Source organism: Streptomyces camponoticapitis (genome assembly GCF_014646115.1).
GTDB classification, from domain to species: Bacteria; Actinomycetota; Actinomycetes; order Streptomycetales; family Streptomycetaceae; genus Streptomyces; species Streptomyces camponoticapitis.
Genome location: NZ_BMMV01000028.1, coordinates 1 through 21,863 on the forward strand (window position 1 = coordinate 1; position 21,863 = coordinate 21,863).

The 21,863-nt window shown below is 71.0% G+C and carries 19 protein-coding genes; 3 read left to right on the forward strand and 16 right to left on the reverse strand.

Going from position 1 to position 21,863, the window contains the following annotated elements:
- Positions 1-64 precede the first annotated feature (64 nt).
- Both IEY79_RS31325 and IEY79_RS31330 read right to left on the reverse strand, forming a co-directional pair.
- Positions 65-1,489 (reverse strand): PrsW family glutamic-type intramembrane protease, encoded by a 1,425-nt coding sequence (locus IEY79_RS31325; protein ID WP_189111038.1) that lies wholly within the window; start codon positions 1,487-1,489, stop codon positions 65-67.
- A 164-nt stretch (positions 1,490-1,653) separates the two neighbouring features.
- On the reverse strand, positions 1,654-2,937 hold the full coding sequence (locus IEY79_RS31330; RefSeq protein WP_189111039.1) for an adenylosuccinate synthase: 1,284 nt from the start codon (positions 2,935-2,937) through the stop codon (positions 1,654-1,656).
- Between the two features lie 195 nt (positions 2,938-3,132).
- On the opposite strand from IEY79_RS31330, the gene IEY79_RS31335 reads away from it, so the two are divergent.
- Positions 3,133-3,990: a diacylglycerol kinase family protein gene (locus IEY79_RS31335; RefSeq protein ID WP_189111040.1), complete on the forward strand. Its 858-nt coding sequence runs from the start codon at positions 3,133-3,135 to the stop codon at positions 3,988-3,990.
- 30 nt (positions 3,991-4,020) lie between these two features.
- Here the strand turns inward: IEY79_RS31335 and IEY79_RS31340 are convergent, their stop codons facing one another.
- Positions 4,021-4,563: a GbsR/MarR family transcriptional regulator gene (locus tag IEY79_RS31340; protein ID WP_189111041.1), complete on the reverse strand. Its 543-nt coding sequence runs from the start codon at positions 4,561-4,563 to the stop codon at positions 4,021-4,023.
- A gap of 131 nt (positions 4,564-4,694) precedes the next feature.
- Between IEY79_RS31340 and IEY79_RS31345 the strand changes: the two genes are divergently transcribed.
- Both IEY79_RS31345 and IEY79_RS31350 read left to right on the forward strand, forming a co-directional pair.
- The gene (locus tag IEY79_RS31345; RefSeq protein WP_189111042.1) at positions 4,695-5,669 is read left to right on the forward strand and encodes an ABC transporter ATP-binding protein; all 975 of its coding nucleotides are present in this window, start codon (positions 4,695-4,697) and stop codon (positions 5,667-5,669) included.
- Positions 5,666-7,324, forward strand: coding sequence for an ABC transporter permease (locus tag IEY79_RS31350; protein WP_189111043.1), 1,659 nt, complete (start codon positions 5,666-5,668; stop codon positions 7,322-7,324). Before IEY79_RS31345 ends, IEY79_RS31350 begins: the two co-directional genes overlap by 4 nt.
- 50 nt (positions 7,325-7,374) lie before the next feature.
- Here IEY79_RS31350 and IEY79_RS31355 read toward each other — a convergent pair whose 3' ends face one another.
- The 13 genes from IEY79_RS31355 to pyrE form a co-directional block, all read right to left on the reverse strand.
- Positions 7,375-8,703, reverse strand: coding sequence for a cytochrome P450 (locus IEY79_RS31355; protein ID WP_189111044.1), 1,329 nt, complete (start codon positions 8,701-8,703; stop codon positions 7,375-7,377).
- A gap of 204 nt (positions 8,704-8,907) precedes the next feature.
- The gene (locus IEY79_RS31360; protein WP_189111045.1) at positions 8,908-9,567 is read right to left on the reverse strand and encodes a response regulator; all 660 of its coding nucleotides are present in this window, start codon (positions 9,565-9,567) and stop codon (positions 8,908-8,910) included.
- On the reverse strand, positions 9,564-10,928 hold the full coding sequence (locus tag IEY79_RS31365) for a sensor histidine kinase (protein ID WP_189111046.1): 1,365 nt from the start codon (positions 10,926-10,928) through the stop codon (positions 9,564-9,566). The genes IEY79_RS31360 and IEY79_RS31365 overlap by 4 nt, the downstream gene beginning before the upstream one ends.
- A 166-nt stretch (positions 10,929-11,094) precedes the next feature.
- The gene (locus IEY79_RS31370; protein WP_189111047.1) at positions 11,095-12,012 is read right to left on the reverse strand and encodes an alpha/beta hydrolase; all 918 of its coding nucleotides are present in this window, start codon (positions 12,010-12,012) and stop codon (positions 11,095-11,097) included.
- 161 nt (positions 12,013-12,173) lie between these two features.
- Positions 12,174-13,433 (reverse strand): serine hydrolase domain-containing protein, encoded by a 1,260-nt coding sequence (locus tag IEY79_RS31375; protein WP_189111048.1) that lies wholly within the window; start codon positions 13,431-13,433, stop codon positions 12,174-12,176.
- 122 nt (positions 13,434-13,555) lie between these two features.
- On the reverse strand, positions 13,556-14,773 hold the full coding sequence (gene kynU, locus IEY79_RS31380) for a kynureninase (protein ID WP_189111049.1): 1,218 nt from the start codon (positions 14,771-14,773) through the stop codon (positions 13,556-13,558).
- Positions 14,766-15,611, reverse strand: a complete 846-nt coding sequence (locus tag IEY79_RS31385; protein ID WP_189111050.1) for a tryptophan 2,3-dioxygenase family protein — start codon at positions 15,609-15,611, stop codon at positions 14,766-14,768. Before IEY79_RS31385 ends, kynU begins: the two co-directional genes overlap by 8 nt.
- A gap of 92 nt (positions 15,612-15,703) precedes the next feature.
- A complete protein-coding gene (locus tag IEY79_RS31390; RefSeq protein WP_189111051.1) occupies positions 15,704-16,537 on the reverse strand; it encodes a DUF3152 domain-containing protein in 834 nt (277 codons plus the stop codon).
- Positions 16,538-16,823: 286 nt separating this feature from the next.
- Positions 16,824-17,237 carry a DUF3151 domain-containing protein gene (locus tag IEY79_RS31395; protein WP_189111052.1) on the reverse strand — a complete coding sequence of 138 codons (414 nt, stop codon included), beginning with the start codon at positions 17,235-17,237 and terminating at the stop codon, positions 16,824-16,826.
- 121 nt (positions 17,238-17,358) lie between these two features.
- Positions 17,359-18,867: an MFS transporter gene (locus tag IEY79_RS31400; protein ID WP_189111053.1), complete on the reverse strand. Its 1,509-nt coding sequence runs from the start codon at positions 18,865-18,867 to the stop codon at positions 17,359-17,361.
- A gap of 24 nt (positions 18,868-18,891) precedes the next feature.
- Positions 18,892-20,064: a MalY/PatB family protein gene (locus IEY79_RS31405; protein ID WP_189111054.1), complete on the reverse strand. Its 1,173-nt coding sequence runs from the start codon at positions 20,062-20,064 to the stop codon at positions 18,892-18,894.
- Between the two features lie 91 nt (positions 20,065-20,155).
- On the reverse strand, positions 20,156-21,187 hold the full coding sequence (gene fbaA, locus IEY79_RS31410; protein WP_189111055.1) for a class II fructose-bisphosphate aldolase: 1,032 nt from the start codon (positions 21,185-21,187) through the stop codon (positions 20,156-20,158).
- Between the two features lie 104 nt (positions 21,188-21,291).
- Complete coding sequence (gene pyrE, locus IEY79_RS31415) at positions 21,292-21,837, reverse strand: orotate phosphoribosyltransferase (RefSeq protein WP_189111056.1); 546 nt, start codon at positions 21,835-21,837, stop codon at positions 21,292-21,294.
- Positions 21,838-21,863 lie beyond the last annotated feature (26 nt).

Genomic DNA, 21,863 nt, shown 5'->3' on the forward strand with positions numbered 1-21,863 from the left:
GGACCAGACGCCTCACCATCGCTGTCACGAAGGGCAGCCTAATGATCACCAATTGAGATCGGCTCTAAAGAAGAAGCACTCCGGTGGTGCCCGATCCAAGCGCCGTGCCGAGGCGGAATCGGTGGGCGGCCAGCCGTTCACCGACAGGCTGGGCCGCTGCCGCGCGGGCGGTGCGGAAAAGGAGGATCAGTTGCCAGGCGATCCACACGAGGGCGGCGATGGCGAAACCCATCAGAATGTCCGGGCCGCTGCCAGTGGTGAAGAAGTCCCGCAGCCCGGCCGTGGAGGTGAAGGAACCCACCCCGAGAAAGAGCACCGCGGGGAGCATCAGCACGCACGGCACGAGCAGCAGCCATGTGCGCCAGGAGAACCGGCGCCCGGAAGGCGCGAGCCGGGCCCGTATCTCTTCGGGCCGCCAGGCGCCTTGATGGTCCGTCGCGTCCATACGAGCGGTGGCGTCCGCCACCGCCCCGCGCAGCGGCTCGGTCTCGCCGGGCCGCGCGAGGGCTTCGGCGTACAGCAACGCCCGGCGCAGGCCGACGTACCGGAGCACGATCAGCGCGCTCCACGGAACCCGCCGCCACGACCGTCGCCAGGAGAGACTCCAGGTGAGGTAGCGGAGCAGCGCGGCCACGCTGTCTCCGTCACCACGTTCCGTCGCGAGCAGCACCCCCTGCACGGTGCGTTTGCCCCGGTGGAGGACCCGCAGGTCCACCACGACCGCCACCAGCAGACATACCACCGGCACGGCCCAGGCCTTCGCGTCCAGAACGTCCAGCCACTGCCTGGCGTCCGCACCGCGTTCCCGCGCGACGTAGTTGTTCACCGAGTGGTGCACCACGGCGAACGCCACCGGCACCACCGCCGACAGCCGCGCCCAGCCACGACAGCGGAACAGCAGCCCGACTCCCAGCCCGGCAGCGGCCGTCCACACCAAGTGGTTGAACGTTCCGGCGACCGGCGGGCCGACCACCGCCGCCTCGCCGAACGGCGCGGGCAGCCAGGCTCCGAACACCTGCTCCGGACCGGGCACGTACGGCGGAAAGATACTGTCCGGGACAACCCAGCCACCGCGGGCATGGGGTATCGCGCGGTCCGAGTCCAGGCCGAAGCGGAGTACGGCCTCCAGCAGACCGAACCCGGCGCCGAGGGCCCCACCCAGCAGGACGAAGTCGGTCAGCCCCCATTGCCTGCGCACCTTGAGACTCAACCCGGCGAGCAACAGCGGGGAGACCTTGACGAGTTCCTCCAGCCAGGGCGCGACCGTGTAGCCCGTACTGCTCACCACCTCGGTCAGCGGCTGCCCCGACCAGTCCGCGTAGAGGCGGGTGTACGCGAGTTGAAGCAGCGCGGTCACCACTCCGCATCCGTAGACGCCGACCACGATCGCGAGCAACACCGTGGACAGCCGGACCGTGCGCGTGAGGAGGGAGAGGACAAAGAGTTGCAGTACGCCCCAGACGGCCGCGGACACCATCAGTACCGTCAACGAGGCCCCCGCCCAGAGTCAGCTATTCACTACTGCGAACCTCATGATATTCACACCGGGGCCTCGTGGTCACGGAATTGAGGCCGAATGATCACAGACAGACATGGCTACGCCCCGGCAGCCGTCGTGCCGCCGGGGCGTAGCCATGGGTCCTGAGCCGGGGGCTACAGGAACGAGTTGATCTGGATCGTTTCCGTGCGGCCCGGGCCCACGCCGATCGCGGAGATCGGGGCGCCCGACATTTCCTCCAGCGCCTTCACGTAGTCCTGCGCGTTCTTGGGGAGGTCGTCGAACGTCTTCGCCTTGCTGATGTCCTCCGTCCAGCCCGGCAGGTACTCGTAGATCGGGGTCGCGTGGTGGAAGTCGCTCTGGCTGTACGGGAGTTCCTCGACGCGCTTGCCGTCGATCTCGTACGCCACGCACACCGGGATCCGCTCCCAGCCGGTGAGCACGTCCAGCTTGGTGAGGAAGAAGTCCGTCAGGCCGTTGACCCGGGTCGCGTAGCGGGCGATCACCGCGTCGAACCAGCCGCAGCGGCGGTCGCGGCCCGTCGTGACGCCCCGTTCGCCGCCGATGCGGCGCAGCGCCTCGCCGTCCTCGTCCAGCAGTTCCGTCGGGAACGGGCCCGCGCCGACGCGGGTCGTGTACGCCTTGAGGATGCCGATCACCCGGCTGATCTTCGTCGGACCGACGCCGGAGCCCGTACAGGCGCCGCCCGCCGTCGGGTTGGACGAGGTCACGAAGGGATACGTGCCGTGGTCGACGTCCAGGAGCGTGCCCTGGCCGCCCTCGAAGAGGACGACCTTTCCGGCGTCGATCGCGTCGTTGAGGACCAGCGTCGTGTCGCTGACGTACGGACGCAGCTTGTCCGCGAAGCCCAGCAGTTCCTCGACGATCTTGCCGGCCTCTATGGCGCGCCGGTTGTAGAGCTTGGCGAGGATCTGGTTCTTGAAGTCCAGCGCCGCGTCGACCTTCTGGGTCAGGATCGACTCGTCGTACAGGTCCTGGACGCGGATACCGACCCGGTTGATCTTGTCGGCGTACGTCGGACCGATGCCACGGCCCGTCGTCCCGATCTTCCGGGAGCCGAGGAACCGTTCCGTCACCTTGTCCATCGTGGTGTGGTACGACGTGATCAGATGGGCGTTCCCACTGATCAGCAGCTTCGACGTGTCGACACCGCGGTCGTTGAGCCCACTCAGCTCGGAGAGCAGGACGGCCGGGTCGATGACAACGCCGTTGCCGATCACCGGCGTGCAGTCAGGCGAGAGGATTCCGGAAGGGAGGAGATGCAGCGCGTATTTCTGGTCGCCGACGACGACCGTGTGGCCGGCGTTGTTGCCGCCCTGGTAGCGCACCACATAGTCCACGGATCCACCGAGCAGGTCGGTGGCCTTTCCCTTGCCTTCGTCACCCCACTGAGCACCGAGCAGCACAAGTGCGGGCACAGGCGTACACCCCTTCCGGGCGGGGCATGTCCAAGGCCAGGGGACGCACGTACGCAGGACGCACGCGTAAGAGATCGCACGACGTTGTACGACGAAGCCCGAGCCGTCGAACCGGTTGCCCCGGAATAGACCAAGCCCCTGGCGCAATAGCGCAAGGGGCTCTTGCACAAAGATGCTACCCGAGGAAGGACCGAGGTGTCGGCTCCAGAGCCCGCCGAGAACGGTGCCCAGCAGCTTCTGGTGGTCATCGACCCGGTCGCCCGCCGGACCGACGGCGAATCAGTCCGCATCGCGAAGGACGTGTTGAGCGCGGGCGCGACGGCCAAGATCTGTCTGCCCGACGGCCCCGCCGACTTCGCGCGGGTCCTGGCCCGCAGGGGCTCACGGCGGCCGGTGGTGATCGGCGACGACCGCGCCCTGCTGCGGACGGTCGCCCTGCTGCACCGGGAGCGCGACCTGGCCGCGGGCGCGCTGTCGCTGGTGCCGGTCGGGGCCTCGGTCGACCTGGCGCGTTCGCTCGGCGTGCCCACGGGCGCCGTCGCGGCGGCGCGCGCGGTGCTCGACGGCGTCGTACGGCGGCAGGATCTGCTCGTCGACGACAGCGACGGCGTGGTGCTGGGCGATCTGCGGATCCCGGCGCCGCCGCCGCCGACGGCGGACGGCCGGACCGGCGGAGCGGGCGGCTCGTCCGTCTGGCACACCTGCCGGTCCCTGGTCCGGACGCTGGTCAAGCCCGCGCCGCAGGTGCTCGCCGTCCACACCCACCGGCTGCGGGTGGAGGCGGACGGCGTGCTGCTGAGCGATCTGGACGAGCCGGTCGAGGCGGTGACCGTACGGTCGGTGGCCGGCCGGGCGGAGATCGTGATCCGTACGAGCGCCTCGGCCGAGCCGATCACCGCGAGCGCCCTGTCGGTGACGGTCTCGGGCGCGGACTTCCGCTACCGGGCGGACGCCGCGGTGACGGGTCCGGTGCGTACGCGCACCTGGACGCTGCGGGCGGGGGCGTGGGGGCTGACGCTGCCGGCGACCTTCAGCCCGTCCGCCGGCCGATGAGCGGGACGGCACCGCGGCCGCCCGGCCCGCTCAGTCGAGGAGGTGCTTGGCGCGGTAGACCTTCCAGCGCTCCATCATCGACCCGAACTCCTCCTCCAGGAAAAGGAAGAACTGGAGCGTCTCGTTGATCCGGTGCCCCTGCGGAGTGTCGAGACCGAAGAATTCGACCCCCTCGCGCATCGTCGCCTGCCAGCGCCTCAGTATGACGTCGCGATTGGTCAGCGCCTCGTACCACTGGTTGTCCAGCACCCGGTAGCGCTCGCGGCGCGAGCCCGGCTCGCGTTCGCGGGTGACCATGTTGACCTGGGAGAGATAGCGGATCGCGCCGGAGACGGCCGCCGGGCTGACCTTCAGCTGCTCGCCGAGCTCGGCGGAGCTCAGGACGCCCTTCTCGGAGGCGAGCAGTGCCACGAAGACCCTGGCCGGCATGCGCGTCATACCGGCCTCGACGAGCTGGGCCGCGAAGGCTTCGACGAACCGGGAGACCGTACCCGCGTCGTCACGGCCGCTCCCGTGCTCGTGACCTGTGTCACGGCTCTCGTCACGGCCGTCTTCCCAACGCCGCTCACTCATGCGCTGACCTCAGTCTCTGTCTCCGTGTGCCTGGCGTCCCGGTCCCGTCAACGCCTGACACAAGTCTATCGAGCCCATTTATACACTTCCTTAACTTCACAAATTTCTGAAAGAAGCGTACGTTCAGAATCATGACGAAGGCAATCACCGTCGCCGGACTGCACAAGTCGTTCGGCCGCACGCACGCACTGGACGGCCTCGACCTCGCCGTCGACTCCGGTGAGGTCCACGGCTTCCTCGGCCCCAACGGCGCCGGCAAGTCGACCACCATCCGCGTCCTGCTCGGGCTCCTGCGCGCCGACTCCGGCGCCGCCCAGTTGCTCGGCAAGGACCCGTGGAAGGACGCCGTCGCCCTGCACCGGCGGCTCGCCTACGTACCCGGTGACGTCGAGCTCTGGCCGAACCTGACCGGCGGCGAGGCCATCGACCTGCTTTCCAAGCTGCGCGGCGGACTGGACCGGGGGCGCCGGGACGAGCTGATCGAACGCTTCGACCTCGACCCGACCAAGAAGGGCCGGGCCTACTCCAAGGGCAACCGGCAGAAGGTCGCCATCGTCGCCGCGCTCGCGTCCAACGCGGAGCTGCTGCTCCTGGACGAGCCCACGGCCGGACTCGACCCGCTCATGGAAGTCGTCTTCCAGGACGTCATCACGCAGGCGAAGGAAGCGGGCAAGACGGTACTGCTCTCCAGCCACATCCTGGCCCAGGTCGAGAAGCTCTGTGACCGCGTGAGCATCATCCGGCTCGGGAAGAACGTACAGTCCGGGACGCTCAGCGAGATGCGCCACCTGACCCGTACGACGGTGGAGGCCGAGACCGAGCGCCCGGCCACCGGACTCGACGCCATGCCCGGCATCCACGGGGTGCGGCTGACCGACCGCAGGGTGCACTTCGCCGTCGACGGCGCGCACCTCGACGCCGCGATCCGCGCCCTCGGCGGATTCGGCATCCGCAGTCTGGTCAGTCACCCGCCGACCCTCGAAGAGCTGATGCTGCGTCACTACGGCGACGAACTGGCGGCCAACGGCCACCCCGCCGGCGCGGACGACGCCGAAGACCTCCCGGCCGCCGCCGACACGAGCGGCTCCCGCGGGGTCGTCCGATGACCACCGTCACCGCGCCCGCGGCCGGGCGCACCTCCGCCCCCGCCAGGACCGGGTCGGGCGCCCTCGCCGGCACCGGGATCCTGGTCCGCTTCGGTCTGCGCCGGGACCGCGTCCGCATCCCCGTCTGGGTGGTCGCCCTCACCCTCGGCACGATGTCCTCGGTGACCGAGTTCAAGACCCTCTATTCCACCGCCGCCGAACGCGCCACGGCCGTCAGCTCCATGGACAGCCCCGCCGCGCTCGCCATGACCGGTCCGCGCCACTACCTCGACGACTACAACATCGGCTCGATGATGGGCCACCAACTGCTCGGCTTCATGGGTGTCCTGGTCGGCCTCATGAGCGTCCTGATCATCACCAGGCACACCCGCAACGAGGAGGAGACCGGCCGCGCCGAACTGGTGCGCTCCACCGTCGTCGGTCACCACGCGCAACTCGCGTCGGCGCTGATCCTCGCCGCCGTCGCCAACCTGGCGCTCGCCGCCCTGCTCACGCTGAGCATCCTGTCGGCGGGCATCGACGGGATCACCACCGGCGGGGCGCTGCTGTACGGGCTCACCAACGCCGCCATCGGCCTCGTCTTCGCCGGCGTCGCCGCCATCACCACGCAGATCACCGCCCACACGCGGGGCGCATCCGGCATGGCACTCGCCGCGATCGGCGTCGCCTACGTCCTGCGCGCCTCCGGTGACGTGGGCAACGACGCGCTGTCCTGGCTGTCACCCATCGGCTGGGCCCAGCGGACGTACGTCTTCGTCGACAACCGGTGGTGGCCGCTGCTGCTCTGCCTGGCACTCGCCGCGCTGACCGCTGCCACCGGCTTCGTACTGAGCACCCGGCGCGATGTCGGCGCGGGCCTGCGCTCCGCCCGGCTCGGCCGGCGTACGGCCTCCGACGCGCTCACCCGGCCCTTCGGCTTCGCGCTGCGGCTGCACCGGGCGACCCTTCTGGGCTTCGGCGCGGGGCTGTTCGTGATGGGCGGGATGTACGGCTCCATCCTCGGCGAGGCCGCCGACATGCTGAAGGACATCGATCCGGTCCAGGAGGCACTGGCGAAGATCGGTGGCGCGAGTGTCGCCGAGTCGTTCGCCTCGATGGTGATGGTGGTCATCGCCGTGGTCGCGGCGGTGTACGTGGTGATGGCCGCGCTCCGGCCGCGTGCCGAGGAGAGCGCGGGCCGCGCCGAACCTCTGCTGGCCACCGGTCTCTCGCGGGACCACTGGGTGGGCAGCCACGTCGCCGTCGCGCTCGCCGGCGGTACGGCGCTGCTGCTCGTGGCCGGGCTGGGCTTCGGCGTCTCGGGCGCCGCGTCGGTCGGGGACGGCGGCCTCGTCCTCGAACTGATCGGCGCCGCCCTGGCGTACGCGCCGGCGCTGTGGGTGACCGTCGGTGTGGCCGTGGCGCTCTTCGGCTGGTACCCCCGGGCCGGAGCGGCGGCCTGGATCGTGCCCGTGTACGCGTTCCTGGTCGGGTATCTCGGGTCGATCCTCCAGTTCCCGGACTGGATGAACAACCTGTCGCCCTTCGGGCACGTGCCACAGCTCCCGGCCGCCGAGATGAGCTGGACCCCCCTGCTCGTCCTCACCGCCGTCGCCGCCGGGCTGATCTGGCTGGGGCTCGCGGGCTTCCGCCGCCGGGACCTGGAGACCAAGTAACGGTCGAGCGGTCGGCCCCGCGACCGAGGTGTGACGCCCCCGCGGGGGCGTCACACCTCCACCAACAGCTCCTTCACCCCTCGGATCACATAGCCCGGCTTCCACTCCGGCTCGGCGACGAGCCGCAGTTCCGGTGCCTGCCGCAACAACTCGCCGAAGGACGCGCCCAGTTCGAGCCGCCCGAGCGCCGCGCCCAGGCAGTAGTGGATGCCCGCGCCGAACGTCACATGCGGATTGTCGGCACGGGTGAGATCGACCGTGTCCGGGCGGTCGAAGCGTGACGGGTCGCGGTTGGCGGAGCCGAAGAGGAGCGCGAGTTCGGCGCCGCGTGGCACGACCGTGCCGTCGATCTCTATGTCGTCGAGGACCCACCGCTCGAAGAGCTGGAGCGGGGTGTCGTACCGCAGCAGTTCCTCCACAGCTGTGGACAGCGACGCCTCGCCGGACCGCAGGGCCGCGAGCTGTTCGGGGTGCCGGAACAGCGTCCACCACCCGTTGACGGTGCTGTTGACCGTCGCCTCGTGCCCCGCGTTGAGCAGCAGCGCGCAGGTGGAGATCATCTCCTGCTCGCTCAGCCGGTCCCCCGCGTCCTGCGCCGCGATCATCGCCGAGAGCAGGTCGGCGCCGGGCGCGGCCCGCCGGTCGGCGATCAACTCCCGCAGGTAGTCGGTGAACTCGAGCGACGACCGGACCGCTCGCCGCGCCGCGTCCTCCGTCGGATTCAGCTCGTACATCGCGCACATGTCGGCCGACCAGGGCCGCAGCAGCGCCCTGTCCACCACCGGGACTCCCAGCATCTCGGCGATGACGGCGACCGGCAGCGGCTCCGCCACCTCGGCGAGCAGATCCCCGCCGCCCGCCGCGCACAGCCCGCCCACCAGGTCGGCCGCGAGCCGCCGTACGGTCGGCGCGAGCTCCTCGACCGTACGAGGAGTGAACGCCTTCGAGATCAGGCGCCGGATCCTGGTGTGGTCCGGTGCCTCCAGGTCGAGCAGCCCGCTGCCGTTGAGCAGGTGGAACGGCTCGTGCGCCTCGGGCGTCGGCTGACGGCCGAACTCCTCGTGCGTGAAGCGGTGCAGATACGTCCGCCCCAGCCGCCGGTCCCGCAGCAGGGCCGACACGTCCGAGTGGTAGGGGACCAGCCACTGCCGCGACGGCTCGAAGTAGTGCAGCCGGCCCCGCTCACGCAGCTCCGCGTAGGCGGGGTACGGGTCGGCGACGAAGTCGAGCGACCACGGGTCGAAGGACCTGGTCCCGGCCGAGGGCGCGGCCCCGGAGACGGGCCCGGAGGCGGATGGGGACGAGGAGTGCGACGAGGGCACCGGGCCCTCGGGACCGGGTGCGTGACCGGGTACGGGTGCGGGCCGGGACTCTGCCATGAGCGCACGCTACGCGCTTGGCCGCCCCGGTCACCCCCCTGGACAATGTCATCCGCGTCACGTGCGGCGTCCGACCGCGGTGCGGGGACGGGGCCCCCGCAGGCGACGACGAGACGCGAAGGACCGGCCCCGCGCACGGACGTACCCGGCCGACCCCCGAAAGGCACCGGACCCCGAAAGGCTCCGGAGCCCCGCCCGGCGCGCTCACCCGGGAGTGACGAGCCTCGCCTCGTACGCGAACACCGCCGCCTGTGTACGGTCACGCAGCCCCAGCTTCACCAGGATGCGGCTCACATGCGTCTTGATCGTGGACTCGGCGACCACCAGATGACCGGCGATCTCCGCGTTCGACAGCCCCTGCGCGATCAGCACCAGCACCTCTGTCTCGCGCTCCGTGAGCTCCCCCATCTGTGCCATCGCGGGCTGGCGCGGCGACTCGGCCAGCTTGGAGAACTCCGTGATCAGCCGGCGCGTCACCGTGGGCGCGAGGAGCGCCTCACCGGACGCCACCACCCTTACGCCGTCGGCCAGTTGGCGTGCCGACGCGTCCTTGAGCAGAAAGCCGGAGGCCCCCGCCCGCAGCGCCTGGTACACATACTCGTCCAGGTCGAACGTCGTCAGGACGAGCACCTTCGCGTCGGCGTCCGCCGCCACGATCTCGCGCGTCGCCTCGATACCGTTCAGCTCCGGCATCCGGATGTCCATCAGGACCACGTCCGGCCGGAGGGCCGCGACCTGGGTGACGGCCTCCCGGCCGTTCACCGCCTCACCGACGACCTCGATGTCCGGCATCGCGTTGAGCAGGACCGAGAAGCCCTCGCGGACCATCACCTGGTCGTCGACGATCAGCACGCGGATGGTCATGACCGCTCCCCGTCAGCCTTCGTGGCCGGACCCGCGCCCGCGTCGGCGGGCTCGTCCTCGTCCTGGACGGCGACCGGTATGTACGCCGCGACCTCGTAGCCACCGTCCGGCAGCAGCCTCGCCGTCATCTCCCCGTTCAGCATCGTCACCCGCTCCCGCATCCCCGTTATGCCGTGGCCCGCCCCCGGCGAAGGCTTCACCAGCCCTTGCGGCGGCGTATTGACTATCCGCAGGCCGAGCCCGCCCAGCACATACGAGACCTCCACCTTCGCCGTCGCCCCCGGCGCGTGCCGCAGAGCGTTGCTCAGTGCTTCCTGGATGATGCGGTACGCCGACAGCTCGACGCCCTGCGGCAGCTCCCGTACCGCTCCGGTGACCGCCTTCTCCACGGTCAGGCCGGCCTCCCGGACATTGGAGAGCAGCCCTTCAAGGTCGGCGAGCGTCGGCTGCGGCGCGTCGGGGGCGTCGTAGTCCTCGGCCCGGACGACTCCGAGCACGCGACGCAGCTCGGTCAGCGCGGCGACCGCGTTCTCCCGGATGGTGGCGAAGGCCTTCTCCAGCTCGGGCGGCGGATTCTCCACCCGGTAGGGCGCCGCCTCCGCCTGGATGGCGACGACCGACATATGGTGCGCCACGACATCGTGCAGCTCGCGGGCGATGGTGGTGCGCTCTTCGAGAAGCGTGCGCCGGCTGCGCTCGACCGCGTTCACACTGAGCTGCACCGCCACCTCCTTCTTCGCGTCACGGCGGATGTGCAGCGCGGAGACGGCCAGCAGGGTGAGCGCGGAGACGAAGAGCATGGGTGCCGTGGTCGAGCTGTACATGTACCCGCCGCCGAAGAGTGTCTCGACAACGATCGAGTACCCCAGCGTGAGCAGCCACATCCAGCCCGCGGTACGCGGATTCGTCCGTATCGCGACGATTGTCATGACAGCCAGATACGAGGCGAAGGCGGACGGCGTCCAAGGCCAGTCGGCGTAGTAGGAGGTCGACATCCCCGTGATCGCTGTGACCGCGAGAGCCAGCCACCAGGCCGCGACGGGCCTGATGAGAACCAGCAGGAGCGGCACCACCGTGATCAGGTCCAGCCCCGATCCGTTGGCCGTCCCGACGAGCAGCGCGAACAGCGAGCACCCGACGATCACAGAGTGCGGGAACCATCCCGCGTACTCCCGCAGCCGCTCCGGCAGCCGGCGCGTGATCACACCGTCCGTGGCCATGCGCGGCAGCGGCCGGTAGGCGAAGGCGTCGTGGAAGAGGTCCTGCCGCAGGCTCCCGATCAGGCCCGCGACCGCTCGGAACTCGGGGCTCCGGGCTTTCCCGGTCGCGGTCTTCGCCGTCTTCGTCTGTGTATTGGTCACGTTTTCAAAGGTAAGGGGAGGGACGGGCACCGGTCGTCACCAGTGATAGGGATCCTTTCCCGTCCCTCCCAAGTACTACATGCACACTCCCCAGAGCTACACGCGGAGATCGGTGGTGCCCCCGCCGTCGTAGGTGATCAGGTGCGGCCCGGTCGCCCCGCCCCCGTCAGTACGCGAGCTGCGCCAGTTCCTCGGCCACGACCGCACAGGCATCGGCGCCCGGGTCCACCGGCGGGTAGTGCCCGACGTCCTCCAGCAGCGTGATGCCGACCATCTCCCCGGCCTTGGCAGCGGCGTCGACATACGCCTCCGAGACGGCCTGCGGCACGACGATGTCCTCCCGGCCGTGCACGACGGCGGTGGCGATCCCGGTGGGCAGCAGCACCGACGGGTCCGCGTTGTCCCTGCGCGCCTTCAACTCCGCCTCCCCACCGAGGAGTTGTACGACGGCTCCGCCGCACACACCCAGCTCGACGGCGGAGGTGAAGTCCGCGATGGGCGCGATCGCGACGACCCCGCGCAGCAGCGGGGGCTCGTCCAGCCGCCACGGCGACCCCACGGGCAGCACATGCCGGGCCGCCGCCCAGAGCGCGAGGTGACCACCGGCGGAGTGCCCGGTGACCACGATCCGGCGCGGGTCGGCCTGCGGGAGGGCGTCGGCGACGAGCGCGGGCAGCGCGTCCATCACGGCCGCGATGTCGTCGAACGTCTCGGGCCACCGCCCGGCGACCGGCTCGGACCCACCGGCCCCGGCCTCCGCGCCGAGCGCCTCCTCCGCGCTCCCCCGCCGGTACTCCACGTTGGCCACGGCGAACCCCCGACTGGCCAGGAAGCCGGCGAACGGCGTCAGATGCGCCCGGTCGTACGGCGCCCGCCACGCCCCGCCGTGCACCACGACGACCAGCGGCACACCCTCGCGCCCGCCACGCGGCGCGTAGAAGTCGACCACCTGATCAGGGTGCTCCCCGTACGCCGAGGTGACGTCCGGCTCCACCCTCGGACGCGACAGCAGCGCCTCGAACTCGGCCTGGTCACGGACGACCGCAGCGGCATCGGCGGAGCCACGGGCGGCGGAATCCGTCATGCTGCGCCAACCTTTCGATGAGAGAAGCGAATTGACCTGATCAGCCGGGACGCTATCAGCATCCCCGCCACAGGTTTACGGCCCCGTCCCACCGCTGGCGGCCCCGCCACCGCCGTACTCCCCCGCCGCGCGTCAGCGCCCCGGTGACGACCGTCGCCGCATCACCGATCACCGCCGCAGATCGCCCGGTCGAGCAGCGCCTGGACGGCCTTCTCCGCCGCGAAAAGAGACTCGTCGTCCGCCCTCTTCCCGGTCGAGTTGACGACCACCGACCGCTGTCCGTTCTCGCTGACCGCCGTCCGCACGGTCTGCCCCTCCAGATCACCGCCGTGCCCCCAGCGGTACCCACCGCAGCTCAGCGGCTGCCGCATCACCCCGAGCCCGTAGTGCAGCCCGGGAAAGACCGCCTGGAATTCCGCGCCCGCGGGCACGGTCTTCCGCAGCTCGGCCATCTGGGCGGGCGGCAGCAGCCGGCCGCGCTGGAGGGCCGTCAGGAAGCGGTCCAGGTCGCGCTCGCCGGTGATCAGCTCACCGGCGGCCGAGGCCCACGACATGTCGCGGACGCTGGTGTCCGTCCAGCCGGTGGATCCCGGGAACCGCTGATACGCGTGCGTGTAGGGGCCCTTGAGCCCCGGGTCGTCACCGGGGGCGTACGTCCGCGTCAGCCCCAGCGGGCGGACGATACGGTCGCGGATCTCGGTGTCCCACGACTTGCCCGTGACCTTCTCGATGATCATCCCGACGAGCGTGTAGCCGGTGTTCGAGTAACTCCAGTCCGGCTCGGGATCGTTCGGGTCGGCGGGCTCGAAGTCCGGCTGGTGCCTCATCGCCGCGGCCACGGACTCCTCCGGGTCGTGGTGGTCGAATCTGGTCCGCTCGAAGTCCTCGGCCGTGTCGCCGGTGTCCTCGGTGAAGTCGTAGTTGTAGATCCCGCTGGTGTGCTGGAGCAGATGCCGCACCGTGACGCGGCTGCCGTCGTTGCCGTTCCCCGCGACGACACCGGGCAGCCAGTCCTCCACGGTGTCGTCGAGTGACAGCCGCCCCTCGGCGGCGAGTTGGAGGACGACCGTCGCCACGAAGGTCTTGGTGACGCTGGCCGCGCGGAAGTCGGCCGCGTGCGACACCCGCCGCCCGGTGCCCAGCTCGGCCTCCCCGGCGACGGCGTACGTACGGCGCTGCCCGTCACGCACCTGTACGGAGATGCCCACGTACCCGGCCTCCCTCAGCGTGCGGTCCACCTCACGCCGCAACTCCTTCCGCGACAGGGCGGTGCCCGCGGAGTCCCGGCCGGCGCCTTCTGTCCCGTGCGCGGGCGCCGGACCCGCGGAGACCCCGAGGGAGACGGCGCAGACGGCGGCGGTGACGAGCGCGGTGACCACGGGCAGGCGCGAACGGCGTGAGGTTTTCGCGTAAGTGCTCATGGCCAACAGCCTGTTGGACCGGGCGCCCCGATCCCATGACGGAGGCACCCATCCGGGCGGTGGGGGTACCCCCAGGTGGGCAGTGGGTTCCTCGGCCGCGTGCGCCGGTCTCAGCACCCGCCTCAGCTCACGTCCCGCAGGACATCCCCCAGCACCCGCGCCGCCCGTTCCGCGTCGCGGAAGCCCACGTACAGCGGTGTGAATCCGAACCGCAGCACGTCCGGCCGCCGCAGGTCCCCGACCACCCCGCGGGCGATCAGCTCCGCCATCACCGCGGGCGCCTCGGCACAGCGCAGCGCCACCTGGCTGCCGCGCTCCGCATGCGCCGCCGGGGTCAGCGAAGCGACCCGCCCCGCCGGGGCGTACGCCTCCACGCACCGCAGGAAGAAGTCCGTCAGCGCCAGGCTCTTCGCCCGCAGCACATCCAGGGAGACTCCCTCCCACACGTCGAGTGCCGCTTCCAGCGCCAGCATGGAGAGGATGTCCGGGGTGCCCACCCGGCCACGCGTCGCGCCGTCCGCGGCCGTGTAGTCGGGCGTCATCCCGAACGGGTCCGCGTGCGAGGTCCAGCCCGGCAGCGGGGAGTCGAAAGCCTCCTGGTGGCGCTCGGCGACGTACAGGAAGGCCGGTGAACCCGGCCCGCCGTTCAGGTACTTGTACGTACAGCCGATCGCCAGGTCGACCTCGTGCGCGTCCAGCCCGACCGGCAGCGCGCCCGCGCTGTGGCACACGTCCCAGATCGCCAGCGCCCCCGCGTCGTGCAGCGCCGCCGTGATGCCGGGCAGGTCGTGGAGCCGGCCCGTACGGAAGTCGACGTGGTTGACGAGCGCGGCGGCCGTACGCGGCCCTAGCGCACCCGGCAACTCGCCGACGGCCACCGGCACCAGGCGCCTGCCGGTCATCCGCGCGGCCGACTCCGCGATGTACCCGTCACTGGGGAAGGTCGCGGCGTCGACCAGGATCTCGTCCCGGCCCTCGTCCGCGATACGCGCCGCGGCCACAACCGCCTTGAAGACATTGACACTTGTGGAGTCGCCGACCACGACACGGCCGGGCGCCGCACCGACCAGCGGCGCGATCCGGTCGCCGATCCGCTCGGGAGCGACCCACCAGCCGCCCTCGGTCCAGGAGCGGATACGCAGCTCGCCCCACTGCCGGGTGATGACGTCCTGGACCCGCTCGGGCACATGGCGGGGCAGCGCGCCGAGCGAGTTGCCGTCCAGATAGACGGAGTCGTCGTCCAGGACGAACAGCTCGCGCCGCGGGGCCAGTTCGTCGGCGGCGTCGAGCTCGGCGGCCCGTTTCACCAGTGCTTCCGAAGGCAACGACGGCTCAGACATGGCTGCGCGCCGTCCACAGCTCCGGGAACACGTTCTTCTGCGCGCGCTTCTCCAGCCACGCGACACCGGCGGAGCCGCCCGTCCCGGTCTTGGAGCCCATCGCGCGCCGCGTCGCCACGAGATGGTCGTTGCGCCAGCGCCACACCAGCTCGGCGACGTCCGTCAACGCCTCGCCCAGCCTGATGACTTCACCGTTCTGGTCGGGCTCCGCGTAGATCGCGGCCCAGACCTCCTCGACCGCCGTCGACGGCTCGTACTTCTGCGTGAAGTCGCGGTTCAGCGCCGACACCGGCACCGGCAGCCCGCGCCGGGCCAGCAGGCTCAGCACCTCGTCGTACAGGCTCGGCTCCTGAAGCGCCTTCTCCAGCTCGGCGTGCACGCGCGGCGCGCCCCGGTGCGGTACGAGCATGGACGCCGACTTGTCGCCGAGCAGGAACTCCAACCGCCGGTACATCGCCGACTGGAAGCCGGAGCCGTCGCCGAGCGCGCTGCGGTACGAGTTGAACTGCACGGGTGTCAGCTGGCTCAGCGGCGTCCACGAAGCGTTCAGCGCCTCGAACTCGCGCACCGACCGCTTGAGCGCGTCGACCGCGACCGGCACCCGGTCCTCGCGCAGCGCGCGCGACGCGGTCTCCCACTCGTGGACGATGACGGTGAACCACAGCTCCATCACCTGGGTGGTCACCAGGAAGACCATCTCGCCCGGGTCGTCGGACATCGGGTGCTGGAGATGGGTGAGGACGTCCGCCCGGACGTAGTCCTCGTACGGGGTCGTACCCGCGAAGTCGAGGTTCGGGGCATCCGAACCGGCTCCGGAGGCATCGGGGGGCTGCGACATCTCTGTCTCCTCGATATTGCTACCGGGTAGCGGTCCGCCCCTTCCAATCGGCATCGGAGCTCCGGTCCCCTGTTCGCATCATAATCCCGACTTCACGGCACCGCCGGACCTGTGATGTACGTCCCGTTCTCCTCGTACGGCCACGCGTTCGCGACGCAGCCGTGCAGGCCCTTGATCTGCTGCATCATCGCCGGCGCGGGTTCGCCCTCGCCGCCGCAGGTGACATGGCCCCGGCCCAGACGGTGGCCGACCTCGTGATTGATGATCAGCGCGCGGTACTCGGTGACCGGGCCGTCGAACTGCTCGGACCCCAGCACCCAGCGCTTGAGGTTCACCACGACGGTGCGGCCGACGGTGCAGTTCACCTCACCGCGCGTGAGCAGGCCCGCGGCGCCGCAGATCCGGTCCACCGTGCCCGGCGTCGCTATCTTCACGTCGAAGTCGGAGGGGCCCGAGGCGACGAGCTGGAAGGAGTTGCGGCCGTCGGAGGTCCAGCCCCGGGGGTGCGCCAGGATTGTCTCGATCTCGACGGCGGCCTCCCGCTCGGAGAGCTCGATGCCCTTCTCGACCTGGACCCTGTAGCGGCGGACTGTGTCGCCGGAGCCGACGGGCGAACCGGCGGAGCGGGCGGTGGTGAAGGTGCCGGGGCCGTCGTCGGGGACGGGTATACGGCGTACCGCCTCCGGGGAGGCGGTGGGAGCGGGGGCGACGTTCGAGCCCCCGGGGGCCGTCGTGGGCTCCCCCGCCCCGGATTCGGCCTCCTCCGAGGCGTCCTCGGCGGGGTCCTCGGCCGCCTCGGCGGTGGGATCGCTCTCCGGCCAGCCCGCGAGGGCCGCGCCGCCACCGACGAACACGGCGGTCAGGCACACGCCGATGAGCACGGCGCGGACGATCGGACGGCGGCGGGCCAGGACACGCTTGCCCAAGACGGACTTCTCCCCTGCTTCGGCCGGCGTCGGGGAGAGGGTGCCGGGACCTCGTACCGGATTCGATGGCGTGTGCGATCGTACCGACCGCGCGCCGCGGGTCCGTAGCCTTTCGGACGGCCACGGACCTGCGGCGATTCACGGTGTTACGGACAAACTCGACGTCACGCGAAGCGACACGAAAGCAACGCCGCACGGACGCGCGCCGCCCGAGCGCGGCGTCCCGGCGTCCCAGAGAGCGCGGAGTCACCTCTCGCGAGGGGGAACGAACGCCCCCGGCCGAGCCTCAGCCGAGGGTGTCGGCCGCCACCGCGGAGGAGTCCCGCAGGAAGACCGAGCAGCGCTCGTACTCCTCCTGCTCGCCGATCGCCTGCGCGGAGCGGGCCAAGGCGTGCAGGGCGCGCAGGAAGCCACGGTTCGGCTCGTGCTCCCACGGCACCGGGCCGTGCCCCTTCCAGCCACTGCGGCGCAGGGAGTCGAGGCCACGGTGGTAGCCGGTACGGGCGTACGCGTACGACTCGACGACCCGGCCGTTCTCGAACGCGTCGTCGGCGAGCTGGGCCCACGCGAGCGACGAGGTCGGGTACTTCGCCGCGACATCGGCGGGCGCCGTCCCGTTCGCGAGAAGCTCCCGCGGCTCGGGGTCGTCGGGCAGGTGCGTGGGGGGCGGTCCCCCAAGAAGGTCTTTGTGGATGGCCATGCCTCCGAGTGTCCCAGGTCGTGTCGGATTCCGTGGCCGCGGTGCGGGTTTGCCACAGGCAATCGCCGCCCCGTGGCCTGAACCGGGGGACAGCCCCTCGCGGCCACCGGCACACCGGCCCTCACACGTCCGCCGCGGACGCCTCTCCTCCCGCGGCCCCGCCCTTCCCCTTCCGTACCGCGGTGGGCTCCAGCGGCGGCGCCGAGAGCCCGCAGTTCACCTTGCACTGGGGCAGGCTGGGGGCGGCCTCGGCGGTCTTGTCCTCGGCCTTGGGCGTACGCACGGCGGTGAAGGCGATCAGTGACGCCACCACCAGGATCCCCGCGCACAGGGGCATCGCCCGGTGGAACGCCGCGTCGAACTGCGTCGCCGACCGGTACACCTCCGGCCCCGCGCCCGCCAGCAGCGGCAGCGCCGCCACCGCGAGCAGACCCGCGGCGCGCGCGGCGGCGTTGTTGATGCCGCTGGCGAGTCCGGCGCGCGAGCTGTCGACCGACGACAGGACGGTCGCGGTCAGCGGCGCGACCAGTGTCACCATGCCGAGGCCCATCACCACCAGCGCGGGCAGTACGTCGCGTACGTAGGAGGCGTCCGCGCCGCCGCCCACCCGCAGCAACAGCAGCAGCCCGGCGGCGCAGAGCAGCGGTCCCACGGTGAGCGGGATACGCGGTCCGATCTTCGCGCCCAGCTCGCCCGACCTGGCCGAGAACAGCAGCATCAGCAGGGTCGTCGGCAGCAGCGCGGTCCCGGCGCCGAGCGCCGAGTACCCCGCGACGACCTGGAGCTGCAACGTCGCCAGGAAGAAGAACCCGCCGAACGCCGCGTACACGCACAGCGTCACCAGATTGACCGACGTGAACAGCCGCGAGGCGAAGATCGACGGCGGCAGCATCGGATCGGGCCGCCGCCGCTCCAGCACCACGAACGCCACGCCCACCAGCACACCCGCGATCCCGGACCACCACACCTTCGCGATCAGCGCGTACGTCACCAGCCCCAGCGCCACCGCGCCCAGCACCGCGCCGGCCACGTCGAACCGGCCGTGCGCGGCCGGGTCCCTCGACTCCGGCACATGGCGCAGAGCCACGGGCGCGCAGATCGCGGCCAGCGGCACGTTCAGCAGAAACACCCAGCGCCAGCCGGGACCGTCCACCAGCCAGCCGCCCACGAACGGTCCGATCGCGGCGCCGACACCCCCGAGCCCGGACCAGAGCCCCACCGCCCGCGCCCGGTCGTCCGGATGGAAACTGGCCTGGATCAACGCCAGTGACCCGGGCACCAGCAGCGCACCGCCCACCCCCTGCAACGCGCGCGCGACGATCAGCACCTCGGCGGTGGGCGCCAGACCGCACATCAGCGACCCGAGAGCGAACCACACGATCCCCAGCACGAAGACCCGCCGCCGCCCGTACCGGTCCCCGAGCGATCCCCCGAGCAGGATCAGCGCGGCCAGCGTGAGCATGTACGCGTTGACCGTCCACTGGAGGTCGGCCAGGTCCGCGTCGAGATCGTCACCGATGTGCGGCAGGGCGACATTCACCACGGTCGAGTCGAGCAGCGCCATGGTGGAACCGAGCACCGTGGCCAACACGATCCACCGGCCGACGGCCGTGCCCAGCCTGATATCCATAGGTGGATCATCCCCGTCCGGGGGCTACGTGGCGAGCCGACGGAGCGCACGAATCAACGCGTCCGCGCCCCGTTCCGCCTTGGCCCGCGGGCAGCCGACGTTGAGGCGGACGAAACCCTCGGAGCCGTACGTCGTGCCCGGCATGATCGCCACCTTCTCGCGCTCGATCAGCTCGCGCTGGAGCTCGTCGTCGTCCACGCCCAGTGCCCGCAGGTCGATCCAGGCGAGATAGCCGGCCTCCGGCGGGCTCCAGGCGAGTTGGGGGAAGGCCGCGTCGAGGCGGGTGGCGAGCATGCGGAGGTTGGACGCGACGTAGGTGTTGAGCGCGTCCAGCCAGGGCGCGCCCTCGCGGTACGCGGTGATGTGGGCCGTCAGCGCGAGGACGGCGGGCGAGGCGAGGCCCTCGGCCGTCAGCATCCGGCGCATGAACTCCGCGTGGTCGTCGGGGTCGCCGACGACTCCGTACGAACCACTGAGCGCCGGGAAGTTGAAGGCCTTCGACGCGGACGTGACGATCGCCCACCGGCCCGTGCCGAACCGGGTCCACGGCAGATGGCGGCGGCCCGCCGGGACGAATTCCGGGTGGACGAAGTCGGCGTGGATCTCGTCGCTGATCACCGCCACGTCGTACGCCGCCGCGAGCTTCGCGAACTCGGTCAGCTCGTCCTCCGTCCACACCCGGCCCGTCGGATTGTGCGGCGAGCACAGGATCAGCACCCTGCTGTCCGCCCGCGCCAGCTCCCGTTCCAGCGCCGCCGGATCGCCCACCGGCGCCCCGCGCAGCTCACGGCCGAGCCCGGTGACCGCCTTGCGGAAGCCGTCGTACGTAGGGGTGTGGACGACCACGCCGTCGCCGGGGGCGGTCCACATCCGCAGCAGCTGCGACACCTGGTTGAGCACGGACGGCGCGTACACGACCTGGCCGGTGTCCAGCTCGGTGTCGTAGCGGGTGGCGAACCAGTGCCGCAGCGCCGACAGGAAGTCCTCGTGGCGCCAGTCCGTGTAGCCCAGCACGCCGTGCGCGAGACGCGCCTGAAGGGCGGTGAGCACCTCGGGCGCGCAGGCGAAGTCCATGTCGGAGATGGTGAAGGGGAGCATCCCCGTCGGAAGAGAGTCGCCGAAGCGGTCGGCGACACCGTCCCACTGGACGCTCCAGGTGCCGCGGCGGTCCACGGGGGTGTCGAAGTCGTAGTCCACAGGGGTCCTCCTCGGGACGGGCGGCCGGGCAGCACACGGGCCCGGCACCCCAGGAGGTGCCGGGCCCGCAGCGTACGGTGTCGGCGGTCGCCTACTTGAGCTTGGTGCCCGCCGAGCGCAGCGCCGCGCACGCCTCGGTCACGCGCTTCGCCATGCCCGCCTCGGCCACCTTGCCCCAGGTGCGCGGGTCGTACGCCTTCTTGGAGCCGACCTCGCCGTCGACCTTCAGCACGCCGTCGTAGTTCCGGAACATGTGGTCGGCGACCGGACGCGTGAAGGCGTACTGCGTGTCGGTGTCGAGGTTCATCTTCACGACGCCGTTCTCCAGCGCCGTCGCGATCTCCTCGGCGGAGGAGCCGGAGCCGCCGTGGAAGACGAAGTCGAACGGCTGGCTGCCGGCGGGCTTGCCGTACTTGGCGGCCACGCCCTCCTGCAGGTCCTTCAGCAGCTCGGGACGGAGCACGACGTTGCCCGGCTTGTAGACGCCGTGCACGTTGCCGAAGGACGCGGCCAGCAGGTAACGGCCCTTGTCGCCCAGGCCCAGGGCCTCCGCGGTGCGCAGCGCGTCGTCGACGGTCGTGTAGAGGGAGTCGTTGATCTCGTGTGTGACGCCGTCCTCCTCGCCGCCGGTCGGGGTGATCTCGACCTCAAGGATGATCTTCGCGGCGGCGGCCTGCGCGAGCAGCTCCTCACCGATGGTGAGGTTGTCGGCGAGGGTCTCGGCGGAGCCGTCCCACATGTGCGAGTTGAACAGCGGGTTCCGGCCGGCCTTGACGCGCTCGGACGAGACCGCGAGGAGCGGACGCACGTAGGTGTCCAGCTTGTCCTTGGGGCAGTGGTCGGTGTGCAGCGCGACCGTGACGTCGTACTTCGCGGCCACGATGTGCGCGAACTCCGCGAGCGCGACCGCGCCCGTCACCATGTCCTTGTTGTACTGACCGCCGAGGAACTCCGCACCACCGGTGGACATCTGGATGATGCCGTCGCTCTCGGCCTCCGCGAAGCCACGCAGCGCGGCGTGCAGAGTCTGGGACGAGGTCACGTTGATGGCCGGGTAGGCGAACTTGCCTGCCTTCGCCCGGTCGAGCATCTCGGCGTAGACCTCGGGGGTTGCGATGGGCATCGGGCCGCTCCTTGTGATGTGCGGGTTGAGGTGCTTTGTCCCTGACCTGGGGGCGACGTCATTGTCGCCCTCATCTTTCCAGACTCCGGTCCGTACGGTGAGGCTCAGGCCAGGCCGAGGTCGGGCAGCGTGTACGCGCTGACGTAGCGCAGCCCCGCGGCCTCCACGGCGCCGGCGGCCCCCCGGTCGACGATCACCGCGACGGCGACGACCTCGCCGCCCGCCTCGCGCACCGCCTCGACGGCGGTCAGCGGCGAACCGCCGGTCGTCGACACGTCCTCCACGACCAGACAGCGGCGGCCCTTCACGTCCGTGCCCTCGATACGGCGCTGCATCCCGTGGGCCTTGCCCTGCTTGCGTACGACGAACGCGTCCAGGCCCGCGCCGCGCGCCGCGGACGCGTGCAGCATCGACGTCGCGACGGGGTCCGCGCCGAGCGTCAGACCGCCCACGCAGTCGTAGTCCAGACCGGCGGCGGCGGCGGTGTCGAGCATGACCTGCCCGACCAGCGGGGCGGCCTGCCCGTCCAGGGTGATGCGGCGCAGATCGATGTACCAGTCGGCCTCGATGCCGGACGACAGGGTCACCTTGCCGTGCACGACGGCCTTGTCCTTGATCTGCTGGAGCAGCTCAGCACGTACGTCAGTCATGGCTCCGAGCTTACGGGCCGGGGGTG